This window comes from Streptomyces sp. NPDC001443, assembly GCF_053597355.1.
On record NZ_JBSFIA010000005.1, the window covers coordinates 80,744 to 98,556 of the forward strand.

Here is a 17,813-nt window from a genome sequence, read left to right on the forward strand (position 1 = left end):
CGGCGCCACACCGGTGGGGGCCGCAGGGGCCGGGAAGTGGGGAGGGCCGCCGGGCTCCGCGGGGGGAGCGGGAGCCCGGCGGCCCGTTCAGGGGGCGACGGCGTACTGCCGGACACGCCGGCGAGCCGTCACCGGATCAACGGTGGGGGCTGGGGTTGTGGCCCTGGTCGCCATCGGCGCCGTCCAGGGCACCGGAGGCGGTCCGGCCGAGGACCTGCGCCGCGGTCACCGCCGCCGCGACCCCCGCACCGGCCGCTCGTGCGCCTGACGCTGCCGCGCCGCGGCCCGCGCCCGCCGCCGTGCCCCCGCCCCCGTCGGCGCCTCCGGCACCACCGGGGCCCGCCGCGGGGCCCGTCCTCCCGCCGCCCGATGCTGCCGCGGCGCCGCTCGAACCACCCGCACCGGTCGAACCGGTGCCGCCCGAGCTCCCCGACGCGCCGCTCGGGCCCGGTCGGCCCTGGTTGCCGCCGCCGACACCGATGCCGTCGCCGACACCGCCGCCGAGCGACCGGGCGCCGGTGGCCAGGGCACCACCCGCCGACTGCATGGCTCCGGAGTACGCGGACGCCCCGCCGAGCGCCGCGGTGGCGGGCACCACGAGCTTCAGCAGCGCGGGCAGCGCGACCGCGGACAACAGCATCACTCCGATTCCGGCGATGCGTTCGTTCACCCCGCTGCTTCCCTTGGCGTTCGACGTGAGCATCTGCGCACCCGCGTACATCACGAGTCCGGCCGCCGGCTTGTACAGCAGCCAGGCGATCAACCAGCCGATGTGCTTGCGCCACCAGCCGCCGCCCCAGTCGGTCATCGACGCGGCAGCGGCCAGCGGCAGAGTGCCGAGCAGCAGGATCACGACGCCGAGCCGGATGTACATCAGGACCGTGTGGATGATCCCGCCGATCAGCAGCAGGAACGCCAGGATCAGCATCAGGAAGGCCTGGACGCCGTCGTCCCAGGAGCAGGAGCCGGCCTTGTTCAACATGTCCTGTGCGCCTGCATTGAACAGATAGGTGGAATAGTCGTCCGCGACACTGGAGGCGGCCATCGCGATGGTGGTGGCGGCACCCGAGACCAGGATCACCCGCAGTATGCCCTTCAGGGCGGTCGTTCCCGCGGTGCTGCGCCGCTCCACCGCCATGCGGGCGGCCGAGAAGAGCAGCGATCCCACCGCGAGATAGACCACGAGCCACTGGGTCTGGCTGCTGATGTTCTTCGACGTGGTGGTGTCCGGCAGTGTCTGCACATTGGTGGTCAGCGCGCCGAACACCGATATCGCGGCCGAGAGAATCATCTTCGCGATCATTTTGATGATCGTTCCGATGGGATCGCCGAGGAACGAGAAGAAACCCACCACCAGGTCCCCGAGCGGATTGCCGGTCGAGCCGCAGGTCATCTCACGCCCCCCACAGGATGTATCCGTGCGAGCTGCCCTGGACCGTGGTAACCGGTGTGTGCAGGGAACCGTCGCCGCCGGGCACGACTTTCCAGTCCCCGCCGTTCCAACGCAGCCGGATGCCGGTCGTCGCATAGCCCTGACCGGTACTGATCAGCAGGCTGACGTTCGCCGCCCGGCTCGTGTACGAGGTGACCGAGAAGCCGCTGTACGAGCCGACGGGCGCGCCGCCGGCCTGGTCGGCACTGTCGATGCTCTGGATCGTCGAGCGCTGGAACTCGAACAGATCGCGTCCGTTCCCGGCCACCACTTGCTGCCGGCTGACCGTCTTCCAACCGGATCCGCTCATCTGGGACGGGATGACGGTGGCGGCCAGGGCGGCACCGACGGGCGTGTGCGCGTAGCACCAGTGCACCGGCCCGGCCGTCCGGGTGGGCCCGGCCGAGACGGAGACGGGCACGCGGGAGATGCCGAGGGTGCGCCAGCTGACGTCCTTCGGCGCCTTCGTCGGCAGCGCGTCTCCCGCGGTGTCGTCGGTGCGGCAGCCTGCGGGGCGCCCGTCCGGCGCCACGGAGCTGCCGGACAGCGGGCCCCGGGACGCCACCGGACTCGCGCTGTCGCCGGGGGATGTCAACGCGACGAACCCTCCGACCAGCACGACGAGACCGAGGAATCCCGCCGACAACTGCCAGCTGCGCTGCTTCCAGTACGGCCCGGGTTCCTCCACCTGCCGTTGTCTGCGTCGCATCATGATGGTCCGCCGGCTCAGTTGAAGACGAAGGCGACCAGTGGACCGGCGGTGGAGACCAGCACGCAGCCGCCGAGCACCATGCCGAGGCGACTCATGTGCTCCGAGCTCTCGCCGCGCTTGAGAGAGACGGCCATCATCGCGCCCGTGACCAGCACACCGAGCACACCGGCCGCGGTACCGGCCCAGGCGACGATGCCGAGGACCGTGTTGACCTTGCTCTGCAGGTCGCCGGGTGCGTTGCTCTTCGGCTGGGGCACACCGCCGCCGGTGCCCGGCGAGGGCCCGTCGGCGAGGAAACGAGTGGCTTCGACGAGAAGCGAGGACATGGGGGATCTCCGGGGAATCAGGTGCCCGCACGAGCGGTGGGCAGAAGGCTGGATCTATGTGCAGGAAAGGGTGTGACGGACCTACGGCCCGCCGAGAAGGGAGAGGTCGCCGAGGGCTGTGACGAGCGGGCCGGCGGTCGAGGCGACCAGGCAGGCGAGCGCGACGATGAAGGCTCCGCGGAAGTGGGTGCCGCCCTCTCCCGGCTCCCCTCGGTTGAGCTGGACGGCCATGTTGATACCGACGGCCATCAGCCCGAAGACGCCCGCGGCCGTGGTGCACCAGGCGAGGAGGTCGATGATCGTGTGCGCGCCTTGGGGCGGGGTGTAGGTGGTGGTGGCGGCCAGGAACCGAGCGCCGGACGGGGCAGGGGTCATGGCGCGACTCCCTCGGTGTACAGCTCGCCACCCACCAGTTCGGCGAGCCGGTCGAACTGCCTGGGCAGGACCTTCGGGGTACGGCCGGTTCGCCACGCCGGGATCCACGGCACCCGCAGGACCCGCGCGGCGGAGCGCAGCACGCGGATACGGCGCAGCAGGACGAGCGGCAGGCGGCCGGGGGCGTCGGCGACGAGGACCACGGCGATCAGCTCGATCCCCTGCGGAGCGCGTTCCTCGTGCAGCACGCGCAACGCCTGGGACAGGGACGTGAGGCCGCGTGCGCTCGTCCGCGCGACGAGCAGAACCCGTCGTGGTTCGCCCCGGGAGGGGTCGGGCCAGCGCGCTCCCACGTCCGTCCCGCCCAGCACCTCCGCCAGAGAAGTCACTCCGGCACCGCCGTGCGCCTTGACCCAGCCGACCGCTTCGCGTGAACCGCCGCGTGCCGGTCCGGGCCGGCGGGGTTCGCCCCAGGCCGGTTCGGACGACGGGGCGCCGGCACGGCGGCGGGGCGGGTGCGGGGACGACGGAGCCGCCGTGCGTGAAGCGGTCCGGCCGGCGGGGTGTGCCGGCGCGGTGGTGCGGGCCGGGACTCGAGGTCCGGTGGTCCGCGACGAGGTGGTGGTGGCGGGTGGCGAGGCGGTCGTCCCTGTGGCCGGTCCCGCCGCCGTACCGGTTGCGTCGTCCTCGGGGGCCGGGTGCGATGGCGCGGTGGCCATCGGTCCCCGCACCCAGCCTCCCCGGCCCGACGGTGCCGCCGAAGGTCCGCCCATGCGTGCCCCGCCCCCCTGGCTCGTACGTCCGCTGTTCTGGATCATCTGGTTTCCACCGGTTTGAACTTCTTCGCTCCGGGGCCCGTTTCGATCTGCCGAGCCCGTTGGACAGCACAACGGTTCGATGCGGCACAGCGGTTCAAGGCAAGGGGAAGAAGGCGTGCACCCATGGGCGAGGAAGAAGGCGGATCGAAGGCCGTCCGGAACACGGCGGTCGCCGTCGGCGGCGCGGGCTGCCTGCTGTTCCCGGCGACTCTGGCCGGCGGGGCCGTCGTCATCATCATCTTCTGCGGGTTGGGTGTCCTCCTGGCCCCGCTGATCGCCGTCTACCTGCTGTTCCACGCCATCTTCGGCGGCGGGGGCAGCGGCGACGTTCCCGGTCCGGGCGACGCCAGCGCGGTGATCGCCGTCTTCCAGGGCGACGGTCGGGGTGACCTGGACACTTCGACGGTCCCCAAGGACCTGGTGGACCCCATCCAGGAAGCCGGCAAACTCTGCTCCGACATCGGTCCGATCGTCATCGCGTCACAGATCGAGAAGGCGTCCGGCTTCAACGCGTCCCTCGTCGGACCGGACGGCAGACAGGGCATCTCGCAGTTGCCGCCCGACATCTTCACGAAGTACGGCAAGGACGACGACGACAACGGCAAGACCTCCGCGTCGGACGCCAAGGACTCGATCATGGCGCAGGGACACTACATGTGCGATCTGGCCGACCAGGCGAAGAAGATGATCGCCGCCAACGAGGCCACGGGCAGTGTCCTGGATCTCGCTCTGGCCGGCTACGACGTGGGCATGGACGCCGTCCGGGCCGCCAAGGGCGTGCCGCAGACCAACGAGGTTCAGGGTTATGTCGCGGCCGTGCGCGCCCAGTTCGCCAAGTACTCGGGGCTGGCGGCCATTCCCTCGGGCATGGCCACCCCCACCGGCATCCAGACGTCCCTCCCCACTGCCGTTCCCACCGAAGCCCTCGCGCCCGCACCGACCCCATGAGGAGGACAGCCATGACACGCCACGAGGTGTACATCTCCCACGAGGGGCTCGCCGAGATCGACGGGGAACCCCTCGTCCCCGCACCGGGCCGGTCCGTGCACGAAGTCGTACTGGACCATCTGCACCGGCACGCCGTCGAACGGGGTGGCCCCGTCGAGGCGACGGTGACCGAGCGGCCCGACGAGGGCCACTTCGTCCTGGAGGTCGCGCCGGACGGCTCCAGCCGCCTCCTCGAGCCGCCGCCGACCGCCGGATCCGAGCCCGGGCCCGACCCCTCGCCCGAACCCGCTCAGGTGTCCGGGGCAGGCCTTGGTCTCGAGTCCGAGTCCGGGCCCGGTCGCGAGTCCGAAGCGGAACACGAGCCTGCGGGAGAGTGCGGGACCGACCCTGAGCCCCGCCCGGTCGCCGAGCCCGCCCCCGGTCCCGTCCCGGTGGGCGGCACCGTCATCGCCGCCGCCGTGGCCCGCGCCGCCGCTGCCGCCCAGGCGGCCGACCCCGTACTCGATCGAGCCGCTGTTCCTGTCCCGGTACCCGTTGTCACTCTTCCCGCCGGACTTGGTGAACAGATCCGCCATATCGGCGCTCTCGCACGGGCCGGCCGACTGGACGAGGCGTACGACCTCGCGTCCGAACTGCGCCAGAGGCTCACCGACGAGGCGGGCGCCGACGATCCGTACGCCGTGGAGGCGCGGGCTCTGGAAGCCTACGTCGCGCACCTGTGCGGCGAACACCGCGAAGCCGTCGTACTGGCCCTGGCCGTCGCCCGGATCCGGTGTCGGGTCGGGGACCGGCCGGCGCACGGGGACGTGGTGCGGGCGACGGCCGCCTGGCAGTGGCTCGACGACGAGCGGGCGATCGAGGTGCACGGACGCGAACTGCTGGACATGTGGACGCAGTTGAGCCGTCAGGGCTCGTTGGCTCCGTCCCACGCCGCACTCGCCGGACGGATCCGCGGACGCCTGGACGAGCTGGAGGTGTTCGCCTGAGCCTTTCCATGGGCAGCAGCCGAAACACGGCGCACGACCTGGGCGTATATCGCCGTCGTCCATCGCGTGGACCGACTGTCAATCGAACATGCACGGCACGTCGCAAGACTCCAGCTCCACGAGGCCCGGCCATCCGATCTGCGGATCGGGGCGGGCCACCGCGAGCACCAGGAGCACACCTTGAACGTGACGGTCATCGGATCGGCGAGCGCGACCTCCCCCGACGAGCGGGCTCTGCGCGCTCTCTACCTGGAACACGGCCCGGCGCTCTACTCGTACGTGCTGCGCATGCTGGGCGGGGACACCTACCGTACGGAGGACATCCTCCAGGAGACGCTGCTGCGCTGCTGGAACAGCAGAGCCCTTGCCGACAGCGAGGGGATGGCAGTACGGCCCTGGATGTTCCGGGTCGCCCGCAACCTCGTCATCGATGCGCATCGGACGCGGATGGCGCGACCGCCGGAGGTCAACGGCGAGTCCTGGCTGGCCGACATGTCCGCCGAGGTGGACGTCATCGAAAGGATGCTGTCGTCGATCGTGGTGCGGGACGCCATGAGGTCGCTGACCTCGGCGCACCGTGAGGCGCTCCAGGCGACGGTCTTCGCGGACCACTCCACCCAGCAGGCGGCCCAGGCTCTGGGCGTCCCGCAGGGCACGGTGAAGTCCCGGGTCTATTACGCTCTGCGCAGCCTCAAAGAGGCTCTGACGGACGACGGGGCGTGATGAGCGTCCTGCTTCAGGCAGGCGGCACACCCGTTTCCGGTTCGTCCAGTTCGTACAGTTCTTGCCGCACCTGGTCGGCCGCCGCGTGGTCGCCTTCCTCCAGCAGGGCGAGTGCCGCCGTCAGGGCGGCGCGCGCGGCGTCACGGTCGTCGGCGGCGAGGTGGGCGGCGGCCAGGTGACGCAGGACGTCGGATTCGAGATAGCGGTCGCCGATCTCGTGGAACAACCGCTGCGACCGCTGGAAGCACGCGATGGCCTCCGGGTGTCGGGCGAGGTGGTACAGGGCGTAGCCGAGGGTGTCCCGCGTCGAGGCCTCGCCGTAGCGGTCGCCCAACTCCTTGCAGTGCAGGATGGCCTCCTCGCAGCATTGAACAGCCATCTCGGCTTCGCCGATCAGGATGCATGTCCACGCGACCTGGTTGAGCACGCCGGCCGTGCCGCTGGCGTTGTCCTCGGACCGGTACAGTTCGATGGCCTGCGCGTAGTGGTCGAGCGCGGCCCGAGGGCGATCCGTCCGATTGCTCAGGTAGGCGAGGCCGCGATGGGTCAGGGCCTGGCCCATCGCGTGGCCCACTGACCGGAACAGCTCCAGCGCCTCTTCGAGGTGTCGCAGCGCCTGATCCGGGTGGTCGAGCTGGGAGTGTGCGCCCCCCAGTCCGCACAGGGCGTAGGCCTGGCCGGTCACCGAGCCGGCTGCCCGGGCCGACTCCAGTGCCGTGGTTTCGATTTCGAGCAGGTCGTGCCAGTAGCCGAGCCGGTTGAAATAGACGTCCAGCGCCGCGGCCGTGAGCCAGGCGTGGGTGTGGAAGCCATGCGCGGCGGCGTGCCCGACGATCGCGCGCAGGACGTGCCGTTCCGTGCGCAGCCAGGCGGCCGCCTGCGCGCGGTCACTGAATTCCAGCGGGGCGGCGTCTGCATCAACCGGCGGCAGCGGCATGGTTTCACGGAAGCGGTCGAGAACCGCGGCGGCGTTGTGCACGGTGAAAAGGAAGTGATCGTGCAACCTGAGCAGCGCCGCACTGCACACCGGCTTGCTGCTCTCGGCCCGCATGCGCTCCGTGGCGTAGGTGCGCAGCAGGTCGTGGAAGACGAACCGTCCGGGGGCACGCTCGGTGAGCAGGCTCGCTCCGGTCAGCTCCGTCAGTGGAGCGTGCACCTGGCGTAGGGGTGTGCCGACCAGCGCGGCGGCCGCGGCGCGAGTGATGTCGGGGCCGGGGTGCAGCGCGAGTCGGCGGAAGAGGCGGGACGCCTGAGGGGAGAGGGCCTGGTACGACCAGGAGAAGACGGCGCGGACGTCGGTGCCCAGGTCGCCACCGGAGAACGCGTCCAGGCTGCCGTGGTCTTTCCGTAGCTCCGTGGCGATGTCGGCGAGCCGGAAGCCGGGGTACAGGGCGGCACGCGCCGCGACGATCGACAGTGCCAGTGGCAGCCGGGCACACAGGTCGATGATGTCCCGAGCGGCCTCCGGTTCGGCGTCGATGCGTGCCGCGCCCAGCCGCCGGGCCAGTAGTTCGAGTGATTCCCCGGCGGACAGCACGCCCAGTGGGAGTGGATGGGCACCGTGCCGGGCTATCAGGCCGCTGAGCCGGTTGCGGCTGCTGACGACGACCAGGCAGCCGGGGACGGCCGGCAGCAGAGGCTCCACCTGTTCCGTGTCGGCGGCGTTGTCCAGCACGATCAGCAGACGCTGGCCGGCGAGCACACTGCGGTAGAGGGCCGCTCGTGCGTCGAGCCCCTCGGGGACCGCCTGCGAGGCGACCCCGACCGCCACCAGGAACCCCTCCAGCGCCTCACGGGGATCCATCCGGGAACCGGTCGGGTCGTGGCCGCGGAGGTTGACGTAGAGACTGCCGTCGGGGAAGCGGTGGGCAACCCGGTGCGCCCAGTGCACGACAAGGGTGGTCTTACCCGCGCCGGCCATTCCACTGACCAGGACCGACAACGCAGTCGTGGGACGTTCCTGGTCGGGTAGCAGCGCCTCGGCATAGTCGAGTTCGGCGCGGCGTCCGGCGAACGTGACCAGATCCGCGGGCAATTGGGATGGCCGTACGGTGCTGGTGTGAGCCTGGTCGTGATCGTGAGCCTGGTAGTGGTCGTGGTGGGTTCGTGCATCGTGATCGGTGTCCGCCGACATCTCCTGGGAGCCGGGCCGGGCAGGCCCGGGATCGCTCGCGAGGAGACCGTCGTACAGGGCGCGTAGTGACGGGCCGGGTTCGATGCCGAGTTCCTCGACGAGGATGCGGCGCGTGTGGGCGTAGACGTCGAAGGCCTCGGTCCGGCGCCCGCTGCGGTACAGGGCGACGATGTGGAGCTCGCACAGTGCCTCGCGCAACGGGTGCGCCTCGGACAGGGCGGTCAGCTCGGGCAGCACCCGGGCGTGCTGTCCGAGCTGCAGTTCCAGGCGCAGCCGCGTCTCCAGGGTGGACAGCCGCCGTTCCCTCAGGCGACTGCGTTCGACCTCGATCCACGCCCCCGGCAGCCCGTCGAGCGGAACACCCACCCACAACTCGTCAGCGCTGCGCAGGAGGTTCACGGCGGTCCGGTCGTCGCCCTCGGCACGATGTGCCGTGGCTTGCGTCACGAGGTCGTCGAACCGGTCGAGATCACTCAGGAAGCCGTCGGAACGCAGCGCGTACCCGTCACCCAAGGACACCAGGATCCGAGGTGGCTCGGCTGCGGGACGGTCGGGCTCGAGGACCTTGCGCAGCCGGGAGACGTAGGTCCGCAACACGGACACCGCGGCGGTCGGCGGGTCGGCGCCCCAGATCCCGTCCACCAACTCGTCGACCGCGACGACCCGGCCACGCCGCAGCAGCAACAGCGCGAGGACAGCGCGCTGTTGGGGCGGTCCGAGTGGAAGTTCGCTCTCTCGCCGCCGGAGCCGCAGCGGACCCAGCAGGGACACCTGGAACAACGTCTGTGCGCGTACGTCCACGCACAAGACAGTACTTGGAATCCTCCCCGTGACCTAAGAGTTCAGCGCCGTGCCGCTTTTCCCGTGGTGGGAGCGTTTGCCTTGCCGAGGTGGGAGGAGGTGTCCACCCCGGCACGGGAGTTGCCAGTTGTCGTCCCTGGATTGGCAGGGGACAACACGGTGTTGGCGAAATGGGCGATGACCTCATTCTCCGGCGGTCTCAGGGTCTTGATCTGCTGGAACTCCACGATGACTCCCGGGAGGTGCTTGCTGAACAGCCGGCGCACCGCCTCCCCCCACGCCGCGATTTCTCGGGGATCGACTTCACCACGAGCCTTCACGCTCATATAGCGACCGGACTTTTCGTTCAGTACGACGAGATTTTTCGACGGATAGGCGTGCGGCTCGCCACTCATCATGGCCTCCTGCACCCGTGTCCTGCCGTCAGGGGTGAATGCTGCCGTGATCGTCGGGTGCCCCAGCATGACGACAGGCTCCACCCTTGTTCGCCGGCGATCTCGCGTTCCATTTCGACAACCGAATAGATCCAGGCCGCCCCTCCGGTCCCTGCGTGAAGGCATCGGCTGAGATGGCCTCAAGCGGCACCCAGGCCGGGTTCAGGCGGACCTGCCCATGTCGTCCATCTCCTACGGCCTGTCATCGGTTTTCTTCGGCGCCACCGGCGGACTAAACGGATGATCCCGGTTCGGTATGACAGACTCCGACGTTCTCGATCAGTACGTGCCCGTCATCCGGAACACATCGTGTGCCAGGTGAATTGGGAGAAAACCTGAATGAACAGGCAGAGTCTTGCCGGTGAATGGTTCTGTCTCATGTCCGGAGGGCAACTCGCCAGGTGGGCGGTCGGGCTGTTGAACCCCTCCTGTTGTCACCCCGTTGTGCTCGATGACCGACAGGAAAGCCGTGCAGGCAAGAGGAGGATCATGGGCACGACATCGCCGGGGAGTCTCCAGGACACCCGATCCGGGCAGGACACCGCCGCATCGGCGGAGCGGCCTGCGCCCGAGCCCGCGGGTGAGGCGCCACGGGAGCACCCCCCGGCACCACAGTTCATCCTCTACCTGCAGGGTCCCGCCTACCTCAACACGCTGCGTCAGTTGACCCTGTGGACGCATCACGTGCTGTTGCCCGTCTACGGCAGGGAGGTCACGTCCGCGTCTCCCTGGTGCTCCCGCTGGTGGGAACACCCCGAAGCGGTCGCCCAGCTCCACGGCCTCTGGCTCGCCTGGGGAGAACTGACCGGTCCTGAATCCGACATGTCCGGCCCTGCCCGTTGGCATCGCGACTTCCTGCCTTCGGTCATGGACTCCCTCCGGGACCCGCAGGGCCCCTTCGCCGGCTGCAAACCCGGTGCCCACCGTCCGAAGGAGAAGCCGACGGTCGACGTGCTCGACCCGTTCGCGCCGCCGCCGTCGGCCCGATGATTCCGAGCTCGGACGGCGCCCGTACTGAGCCTACGCTCCGGAACGGCCGTTGTGCCTGTCGAGCAGAGCAACCGTTCACCCAAGGAGAGGGAGAACATGGCAGGCTCAGATCCAAACGGAGGGCTTGGGAATTTTTACCAGGTCGATTATTCGAGGGGAGGGTGTGGCGTTTTGCGGCGGAGACAAGAACTTGGATCTCCGAGCGTAGCGAGCAGATCAAAGAGGCCCTGATCCAAGCATGTCCTTCGACACTCCTGGCTCCCGGCCGGAGTCACGTGAGTCCGGGTGGATCAGGCCTTCGCCCCCGCCCCTGCCGCCCGCGGAGCAACTGGCGCGGGAGCTGATCGAGGACGACCTGAAGGCGATTGCACGACGGTCGCGTTCCACGTACCCGGGACGCCTTGCCCAACTACTGGCGTGGCTGCGAGAGAAGCTCTCCCCGAATATGAGAGCGGCTTCCGCGATGGCTGAGGGGGGTGCGTCGGCGGAGCCCTCGTCCGACCGGACGCGCGCCGACAGCCGCTCAGATGACAGCGAGGAAGAGATGAACGACGACGCGGTCACGCTGGTCGACGTGGCATCGGTGACCGCGCCCGCATCGCCCGGCAAGGCTCTGGATGCCGGTGGTGACCTCCACCCCTCGAGCCCCTGGTACTCCGGCAACCTGCGGAGTCCGTTGCCGTTGGAACACCACTCGGAGACCACCGCCCGTCCTGCCGCCCGGCCGGATGGCCGGCGGGAAGCAGTGGCTGCGGAAAACCCTCCTGCGGCGCCCACCTCCGAACCAGACGGCCACCCCAACCCACCGGCCCCCCTGGTTGCCGACAGAACAGCGCTGACAGGCACCGTCGGGGTGGGACGACAGGCGTTCCTGCCGGACCAGAGCCGGCCCCGTCCTGCCGCCCGCCCGCAAACGATGTCGTCTGCCCGAGGCCGGGCAGGCCGGTGATCGGTCCCGAAGGGCGAAACGGGTTCGCCCTGGCAAGGCCATTGAACTTTGTTCCCGCGCCTCCCGTTGTTGCTGGCAGGCACAACGCAGGGAGGGAACAGGGATGAACCGGGACGAAGGAACGGACGGCCTCACCGCGTCGGGCCGGCGCGCTGAGCCCGGGGAGCCTGTGGACATGAGCAGCCGGGAGTCTGCCGGGGGAGCCGCTGGGCGGACGCCTGGGTTCACTGTGTTCATCGACGCCGACGGCTCCGCCTCCATCGACGGGGTGCCCGTGCAGGCGGCGAGCGGGCAGTCTCTCGACGAGGCGGTCCTCGACACGCTGCACCGGCACGCGCGCCGGCGCAACTCGCCCGTCACCGCGGCTATTTCCGACCCCGCCACCGAGCATGTGACATTCGTGGAAGTGGCACCCGACGGTTCCAGCAGGCTGGTGGAGGAGCCGGTCGAGCTCTCGCAGGCTGCACCGGCGCCGCCGCCACCGGTGATAACGAAAGCCGGGTCGCCAGAGCTCCACGAGGCGCACAACCAGACCGGCGGGGCCGTGTCTTCCGGTAGCGGCGCCTCGTTCGATGCCGCCCTCGACAGCACGGACGACGACTTCGTCGACTCCGACGGCCTGGAGGACCTCGACGACGGCCCGGACGACGACCTCGTCCGGTCGCTGCCCTCACCACCGCCACCCGAGCCCTCGCGATCTCCGCTGCCCTCGCTCTCCTCCCGGGTCGCTTCCTTGTCGGGGCTGCGCCGCTCCAGGGACGCCGGTGCAGGCGCGACGTCGCGGCAGTCGGACGACGAGTACCGCGCTCCCGGCCTGCTGCAACGGCCCCTGCTCGTCGGTCCGGTGGCACTTGGGGTGGCCGCTGTGGTCGTCCTGCCGCTGGTGCTGCTGGGCAGCGGATCGGGCGGTGACCGAGGACACAGCGAGGCCGCCGGTGCCGGCGACAAGCTGAGCGGGCTCCCGGCACACCACGGTCCGCCGGCGTCACCCACTGTCTCCGTGTCGCCGAGCCTGTCGCCGTCGCCCAGCCTGTCGCCGTCGCCCAGCGCCTCGAACACGGAGAAGAAGCCGAAGCCCGAAAAGGCCCATGCCGGCGGCGCCGAGGCAGCCGGCACCGTGACCGTGAGCCCGCCGAACGCCACGGTGACGGTGAGGCCGCCGAAGACCACGGCGACCGTGACCGCCAAGCCCTCCGTGCACACCACCGCCACCGCCGTGAACCGGCCCGCCGGCAAGATCTACCTTTTTGACGGCCACGGCAACACCGGGGACGTGCTGGCGGTCGATCCGGTGGACATCCCCTACATCGACTGGGCGTGGAACGATCGGGCCGGCTCCGTGTGGAACCGCAGCGGCCGTCAAGTCTGCATCTGGACCGATGCCGACTACCACGGCTACTCCTTCAGTATCCCGGCGGGCGCGAAGCAGGAACTGCTGTACCTCTACGACAACGCGGTGTCCTCCCTCTCGGTCGGCGGCTGCTGAGGCTGAGCCGGTTCGTCGACCGATCCCGCCGTCCACCCGCGCTTCGAGGGGGACGGTGAGATCGGGCCGGCGCCATCGCGCCTGTGCCAGGGGGGAAGGAGGCCTGCCGGCCACGGCGTTCCGTCGTGCACCGGCATGACGCTCGGTCACTTCAACCCCGGGATGCAGCCGCTCGGATTTCCTTCCTCGTCGGAGCTCCGGATCGACGACGGCCTCGTCGGTGTCCCCGCGCTGCGGACCGGGAACGCCTGCGCGTCCGGGTCCGCCGCCGTGTATACGGGCCTGTCCCACCTGTCGGCAGACGGCAGGCGTTGCCGGTGTTCGTCCGACTGCTTGAGGTCGGTTTCCTCTCCATCGCCTGCTTATGTGGCTGTTCTGGAGGTGTGGGATCAAGCTCAACGCCCGCGTCTGGCCCGCCCCTCTCCGAGTCCGGTCAGGGCTTCGTGCGGGCCGGGCGCCCAGGGGGCGAGTATCTCGATCGTCTCGTCGACGTAGCGCCAGGCGGTCGCCTCGGACACACCGAATCCGACGCCGACCTGCCGGTACGTCTCGTTCTTGCGTAGACGAGCCAGGAGACATGCTCGACGAGTTCGTACGGGACATCGAGCATGGAAGGATACGGAACCAACAGGGCCTCTCGGTCGCCGGTGTGATGAGTGAGATCACCACGCCAACGACGAGGGGCCCTGCCTTGTCACGCCCCCTGCCCACCAGCCCATTTACACCTGGGAGACAGGACGAAAGAGGTTCACTGAGGCGAAAAGATCCCACTTCGCCTCGATGTCTACACTTACCTCGGCCCTGACGGCGAGGGCCGCATCCGTCACTGGGGCGGGCGGAAACAAGCCTGACTCGTAAGCCGGACTCGCCTTCAATGGTCTTGAGGCAGGAAGGAGTTCCCTCTTCGCCCAAAGGTCGACATCAGCGTCTGCGCTTACCGGACCGTGAGCTGCCATGATGAGAGGTCTGCTGCGCGGAGGAGCTGCCCTGCCCGTCGCGCTGCCGGGCAGGCTGCTGGGATGTGCGGCCTGAACTCGCGTAGTGAGCAATCAGCGCCTGAGCCTCCGGTCCGATCTGCCCCTGCGAGTAATTTACTTGCCCAATCTGACCGGCACTTATTTCCTCTTGTCGCCTTCTGGAATCCGGGTCGAGAAATGCCAGAGGGTTCGGCGCACCCGCATACGCTGGCGGCGGTTCGACAAGGCCGCGCTGGATTTCGGACTGCCGTGCTCTGGAATCCGGGTCGAGAAACGCCAGAGGGTTCGGCGGACCCCCGTACGCTGGTGGCTGTGCGTAATTGGCTCCGGAGGAGCCGTGCGTCGATGCCTGGTTGTGTCCACGTTCCATGGCGTCCTGCAGGCCCTGTGAGTCTGGGTCCAGGAAATCGAACGGGTTGGGGGCGTGGCCTTCGTAGGCCGGTGGCTGCTCGTCCCTGGACGAGTTCTGCTCTGGCATCTCGGTAGCCTCCGTGCGTTCCTTGTGCCGGGGGTCTGATGGCGGCTCTCGCTTGCAGTCAGTAACGTGCTGGATCCCGAAAGGGTTCAAGGACCCGGGGTTGGAACCTCGACGAGGGTGTCTGTGTCCTGCTCGCCAAGAAGGCTGTCGAGCGTTGTGCCGCAAGGCGGGGACGATCAGCTCCTGTGACCGGCGACGGCCCCGCTGCTTTGATGACACCGCGTGTTGAACCCCGGAGATGTCTTTCGCGTTGTGCTTTACAGGTCCGAAAGAATCGCAGAAATGGGGTAGAAGTGGACACGCTGATGAAGATCATGGACCTGCGGTCGGATCCGGCACCGCAGGCGAGCAAGCCTCGCGAGGATTCCATGTCGCATATTCACGGAGTGCTCAACCAGCAGGGGGTGCAGGAATTCACCGTAGGCCACGCCGTCGCAGCCGCGATTGAAGGGATCCGCTATGGGGCGGGAGAGCATGGTGCACGTGATGTCCACAAGGTATTCACGGACCCGGCACTCACCAGCGCCTACCTCACCCCCCTCGACAGTCCGAAGGCCGAAGCGGCGCACAGGAAGATTGCCCACGCGGAGTACGAATATTGGCGTGAACAGCACGCGCAGCAGCCGAGTGCGGCGACCCAGGCGGCCGTGTCGTTCAGCGTCGATCGGCGGGTCGAGCTGCAGTCTCAAATTGGCCGATGGGCGCAATTGGGCCAATCTTTCACGCAGCACCTTGAAAGTGAGCAAAACTTCAGCGGTGGTGCCGCAAATCCTGTCGCGCAATATGCAAACATGCATCTGCCGCCCGGGCCTGCACAGCCGAAGGCGAACCAGGGAGCTGTCAACTCTGCACCGCAGGCAACTGCTCCTGCTCCCGCACCCAAGGGGCCACGCCGTTAGGTGCTGCCTCTCGGGTCGGCTTCGGATCCAGGTGAGGATGCCCGCAAGGCGGAGTGCGGCCCGATAGGCGATCGCGAGTATGTCGGTTCGTGTGACCAGGCCGCGCCACTGCTTGAGGCGGTTGGTTGGATAGACCGCGCGACGAGGTGCTTGCCATGTGCAGGACCTTTTTCGCGCGGCCCCCTCCGAACCCGCCGTACGATTTCCCCCGTAACGGGTTCTCCGGTGACGTAATTCGCGACGCTGTAGGTTGGCTTCCCCGAATTGAGCGCTTCATGGCTGAAAGTGCAGACCATCAAGGTCTTGCGCCGTTTCGAGGACGGTTGCCTTCGAACATGCGCCGGCACGGGCTGCACGCGTCACGCAGCAGCAACTGGCGCAACCTCCACCTTGACGACACTGAGCCTCTTTCATCCTGAACAGTCGCCAGGTGGCGCAGGCGCCCTGGCAGGCGCGGTCGGCGAGGACGAGGATCTGCCGACTCGGGCAGGCTTGGCCGATGCCGTGGGCGCGGGCCGCGCTCAGGTCGTGAGTTCGTCCCGGTGCCGCGCGCGAGAACCATGGCGCCCCGGGCGGCCAGGACCTCGAGCGTCTCGTCGACGTAGCGCCATGCCGTCGCTTCCGACACCCCGAACCCGGCGCCGGCCCGTGTGAACGTCTCGTTCTTCCGTGGGCGGGCCAGTGCCGGCAGAACTTCTGAACCGCTCGACGGCCTGTCCCGTTGTGTGGGCGCGGGGCACCATTCACCGTCCCGCCGGGAAGTCCAGCCGCGCCGACGCTCGCGCCTCGGTTGCCTACAGGCGCCTTGATCATGGGGAGTGTCGGTGGCGGCCCCGAAGCGTGACGCACTACCGAGTCCGTCAGACGTGAGTCTCGGCCGACCCGGTTCGTACCCCAGGGGCACATCAGTATGAATACCCGTCGCAGATTACCAACGGCTCTGCCGTCGCCGGACGCCGAAACCTGTTCTCGCCTGCCTGATAGACGCTTCGGCGGAACCGATGGCGGTGATACGGCATGAAATCCAAGATCGATCCGCTGACCGTGGCGGCGATGGGGGTCGCCGTCGTCTCGATCTCGGCCACGGCTCCGCTGACCGCGTCCGCCACCGCTTCGCCTCTCGCCATGGCCTTCTGGCGCAACGCCCTCGGCTTCGCCACTCTTGGAATCTTCCTGCTGCTGCTGCGCCGACGTGAAGTGGCCGGTGTCGTCCGCGGCCGGCGTGGTCTTCTGCGTCGTGAGCAGTGGAGGCCTCTGGGCATAGGTTCACTCGCGGCTACCGCGCTCGCCCTCCATTTCGCAGCCTTCATGACCAGTACACGGCTCACCACTGTCGCCATGTCGACAGCACTCGTCGCCACGCAGCCCGTCTGGCAGGCGTTCATCGCGGCGGCCCAGGGCGTTCGAGCCGGCAGGAGAACCTGGGCGGGTCTCTCCCTTGCCGTGGTCGGAGCTGCCGCAGCCGCCGGTCTGGATATCAAGTCCGGTGGCACCGCCTTGATGGGGGACCTGCTCGCCCTCGCCGGGGCTGTGGCGCAAGCCGCCTACACGGCCCTGAGCCACAAGGCGCGGTCGGACATGAGTACACCCCTGTATTCGACGGTCTGCTCACTGGTTTGTGGGCTGGAACTGTTCGTCATCTGCCGGATGGCGGGCACTCCCCTCACGGGGTTCGATGCCTCGACCCACCTGTCCTTGCTCGGCCTGCTGGTCCTTCCGCAGCTTCTGGGACTCGGAGCCATGAACTTCGCCCTGGGCAGGACATCGGCGACGACCATGAGCGTTCTGCTCCTGCTGGAAACACCCGTCGCCGCGATCACCGCTTGGTGGCTGATGGGACAGAGCGTGCACCCCGCGACCCTGCCCGGGCTCATACTCATCATCGTCGGGGTGACGATCGTGGTTTCGAGCGGCGAGAACAAGCGGACGTCAGCACCGCGCGCACCTGCCTATCCGAGCTTCCCCCCGGCTCCTGGTCCACGTCAGGCCGACGCGTGGGAAGTCGCCTACTGGCCGGCGGAACCTGCTGTACACGGCGTGGCCTCCGCGAATTCCCAGCCCGCCTCCCGTGATCGTATGGCTCCACGCGATCCTCGAGTGGCCTGGGCCGCCCTCGCCGACGACAGCCCCACCATCACACTCAGCTATCACGGTGCAGGCGTATTCGACCGGTTGCCCATGGCCGTGCGACAGGAGCAACGCCAGCTCGCACAGCCTGACATGCATGGCCCAAGGTCACGGCAAAGGGCGGCAACATAGAGGTCGCTTCGCCTGATGCCTCATCCCGGTCAGGTAGCGTCGACGCTGGCGTCGGCATCCGGAAGACTCGTCATCAGCGGCCGTTC

The 17,813-nt window shown here is 68.8% G+C and carries 14 protein-coding genes and 3 pseudogenes; 7 read left to right on the forward strand and 10 right to left on the reverse strand.

The genetic code is table 11. From position 1 onward, the window contains the following. Positions 1-136: 136 nt before the first annotated feature. From ACWC24_RS08400 to ACWC24_RS08420, 5 genes are all read right to left on the reverse strand, one after another. Positions 137-1,393, reverse strand: coding sequence for a hypothetical protein (locus tag ACWC24_RS08400; protein ID WP_450662041.1), 1,257 nt, complete (start codon positions 1,391-1,393; stop codon positions 137-139). Position 1,394: 1 nt separating this feature from the next. Further along, positions 1,395-2,120: a hypothetical protein gene (locus ACWC24_RS08405; protein ID WP_450662042.1), complete on the reverse strand. Its 726-nt coding sequence runs from the start codon at positions 2,118-2,120 to the stop codon at positions 1,395-1,397. A 38-nt stretch (positions 2,121-2,158) separates the two neighbouring features. After that, a complete protein-coding gene (locus ACWC24_RS08410) occupies positions 2,159-2,470 on the reverse strand; it encodes a hypothetical protein (RefSeq protein WP_450662043.1) in 312 nt (103 codons plus the stop codon). An 81-nt stretch (positions 2,471-2,551) separates the two neighbouring features. Continuing rightward, entirely contained in the window at positions 2,552-2,845 is a 294-nt protein-coding gene (locus tag ACWC24_RS08415) for a hypothetical protein (protein WP_450662044.1), read from the reverse strand. Then, the gene (locus ACWC24_RS08420; RefSeq protein WP_450662045.1) at positions 2,842-3,234 is read right to left on the reverse strand and encodes a DUF6668 family protein; all 393 of its coding nucleotides are present in this window, start codon (positions 3,232-3,234) and stop codon (positions 2,842-2,844) included. The genes ACWC24_RS08415 and ACWC24_RS08420 overlap by 4 nt, the downstream gene beginning before the upstream one ends. 552 nt (positions 3,235-3,786) lie before the next feature. Here ACWC24_RS08420 and ACWC24_RS08425 point away from each other — a divergent pair. The 3 genes from ACWC24_RS08425 to ACWC24_RS08435 all read left to right on the forward strand — a co-directional run bounded on the left by ACWC24_RS08425 (position 3,787) and on the right by ACWC24_RS08435 (position 6,320). Next, positions 3,787-4,611, forward strand: a complete 825-nt coding sequence (locus ACWC24_RS08425; protein WP_450662046.1) for a lytic transglycosylase domain-containing protein — start codon at positions 3,787-3,789, stop codon at positions 4,609-4,611. A gap of 11 nt (positions 4,612-4,622) precedes the next feature. Beyond that, positions 4,623-5,597 carry a hypothetical protein gene (locus ACWC24_RS08430; RefSeq protein ID WP_450662047.1) on the forward strand — a complete coding sequence of 325 codons (975 nt, stop codon included), beginning with the start codon at positions 4,623-4,625 and terminating at the stop codon, positions 5,595-5,597. Positions 5,598-5,783: 186 nt separating this feature from the next. Then, on the forward strand, positions 5,784-6,320 hold the full coding sequence (locus ACWC24_RS08435) for a sigma-70 family RNA polymerase sigma factor (RefSeq protein WP_450662181.1): 537 nt from the start codon (positions 5,784-5,786) through the stop codon (positions 6,318-6,320). A 13-nt stretch (positions 6,321-6,333) separates the two neighbouring features. Here the strand turns inward: ACWC24_RS08435 and ACWC24_RS08440 are convergent, their stop codons facing one another. Both ACWC24_RS08440 and ACWC24_RS08445 read right to left on the reverse strand, forming a co-directional pair. After that, entirely contained in the window at positions 6,334-9,255 is a 2,922-nt protein-coding gene (locus ACWC24_RS08440; protein ID WP_450662048.1) for an AfsR/SARP family transcriptional regulator, read from the reverse strand. Between the two features lie 41 nt (positions 9,256-9,296). Next, positions 9,297-9,719: a hypothetical protein gene (locus ACWC24_RS08445; RefSeq protein ID WP_450662049.1), complete on the reverse strand. Its 423-nt coding sequence runs from the start codon at positions 9,717-9,719 to the stop codon at positions 9,297-9,299. Between the two features lie 459 nt (positions 9,720-10,178). Between ACWC24_RS08445 and ACWC24_RS08450 the strand changes: the two genes are divergently transcribed. Then, positions 10,179-10,679 carry a DUF4913 domain-containing protein gene (locus ACWC24_RS08450; RefSeq protein ID WP_450662050.1) on the forward strand — a complete coding sequence of 167 codons (501 nt, stop codon included), beginning with the start codon at positions 10,179-10,181 and terminating at the stop codon, positions 10,677-10,679. Positions 10,680-11,803: 1,124 nt separating this feature from the next. Next, complete coding sequence (locus ACWC24_RS08455; RefSeq protein ID WP_450662051.1) at positions 11,804-13,114, forward strand: peptidase inhibitor family I36 protein; 1,311 nt, start codon at positions 11,804-11,806, stop codon at positions 13,112-13,114. A gap of 416 nt (positions 13,115-13,530) precedes the next feature. Here the strand turns inward: ACWC24_RS08455 and ACWC24_RS08460 are convergent. Beyond that, positions 13,531-13,783 (reverse strand): annotated as a pseudogene (locus ACWC24_RS08460) (helix-turn-helix domain-containing protein); the annotation flags it as partial. Positions 13,784-14,862: 1,079 nt separating this feature from the next. On the opposite strand from ACWC24_RS08460, the gene ACWC24_RS08465 reads away from it, so the two are divergent. Continuing rightward, entirely contained in the window at positions 14,863-15,468 is a 606-nt protein-coding gene (locus tag ACWC24_RS08465) for a hypothetical protein (RefSeq protein ID WP_450662052.1), read from the forward strand. A 15-nt stretch (positions 15,469-15,483) separates the two neighbouring features. On the opposite strand, the pseudogene ACWC24_RS08470 reads toward ACWC24_RS08465, so the two are convergent. Beyond that, positions 15,484-15,591, reverse strand: a pseudogene (locus tag ACWC24_RS08470) (IS5/IS1182 family transposase); the annotation flags it as partial. Between the two features lie 300 nt (positions 15,592-15,891). Next, positions 15,892-16,165 (reverse strand): annotated as a pseudogene (locus ACWC24_RS08475) (helix-turn-helix domain-containing protein); the annotation flags it as partial. Between the two features lie 320 nt (positions 16,166-16,485). Here ACWC24_RS08475 and ACWC24_RS08480 point away from each other — a divergent pair. Then, positions 16,486-17,727 carry a DMT family transporter gene (locus ACWC24_RS08480; protein WP_450662053.1) on the forward strand — a complete coding sequence of 414 codons (1,242 nt, stop codon included), beginning with the start codon at positions 16,486-16,488 and terminating at the stop codon, positions 17,725-17,727. The last annotated feature ends 86 nt before the right edge of the window (positions 17,728-17,813 follow it).

Coding starts and splice junctions, on each gene's coding strand:
- ACWC24_RS08415 (WP_450662044.1), bottom strand. CDS start 2,845: ATGACCCCTGCCCCGTCCGGCGCTCGGTTCCTGGCCGCCACCACCACC.
- ACWC24_RS08410 (WP_450662043.1), bottom strand. CDS start 2,470: ATGTCCTCGCTTCTCGTCGAAGCCACTCGTTTCCTCGCCGACGGGCCC.
- ACWC24_RS08400 (WP_450662041.1), bottom strand. CDS start 1,393: ATGACCTGCGGCTCGACCGGCAATCCGCTCGGGGACCTGGTGGTGGGT.
- ACWC24_RS08450 (WP_450662050.1), top strand. CDS start 10,179: ATGGGCACGACATCGCCGGGGAGTCTCCAGGACACCCGATCCGGGCAG.
- ACWC24_RS08430 (WP_450662047.1), top strand. CDS start 4,623: ATGACACGCCACGAGGTGTACATCTCCCACGAGGGGCTCGCCGAGATC.
- ACWC24_RS08480 (WP_450662053.1), top strand. CDS start 16,486: ATGAAATCCAAGATCGATCCGCTGACCGTGGCGGCGATGGGGGTCGCC.
- ACWC24_RS08425 (WP_450662046.1), top strand. CDS start 3,787: ATGGGCGAGGAAGAAGGCGGATCGAAGGCCGTCCGGAACACGGCGGTC.
- ACWC24_RS08455 (WP_450662051.1), top strand. CDS start 11,804: ATGAGCAGCCGGGAGTCTGCCGGGGGAGCCGCTGGGCGGACGCCTGGG.
- ACWC24_RS08445 (WP_450662049.1), bottom strand. CDS start 9,719: ATGCTGGGGCACCCGACGATCACGGCAGCATTCACCCCTGACGGCAGG.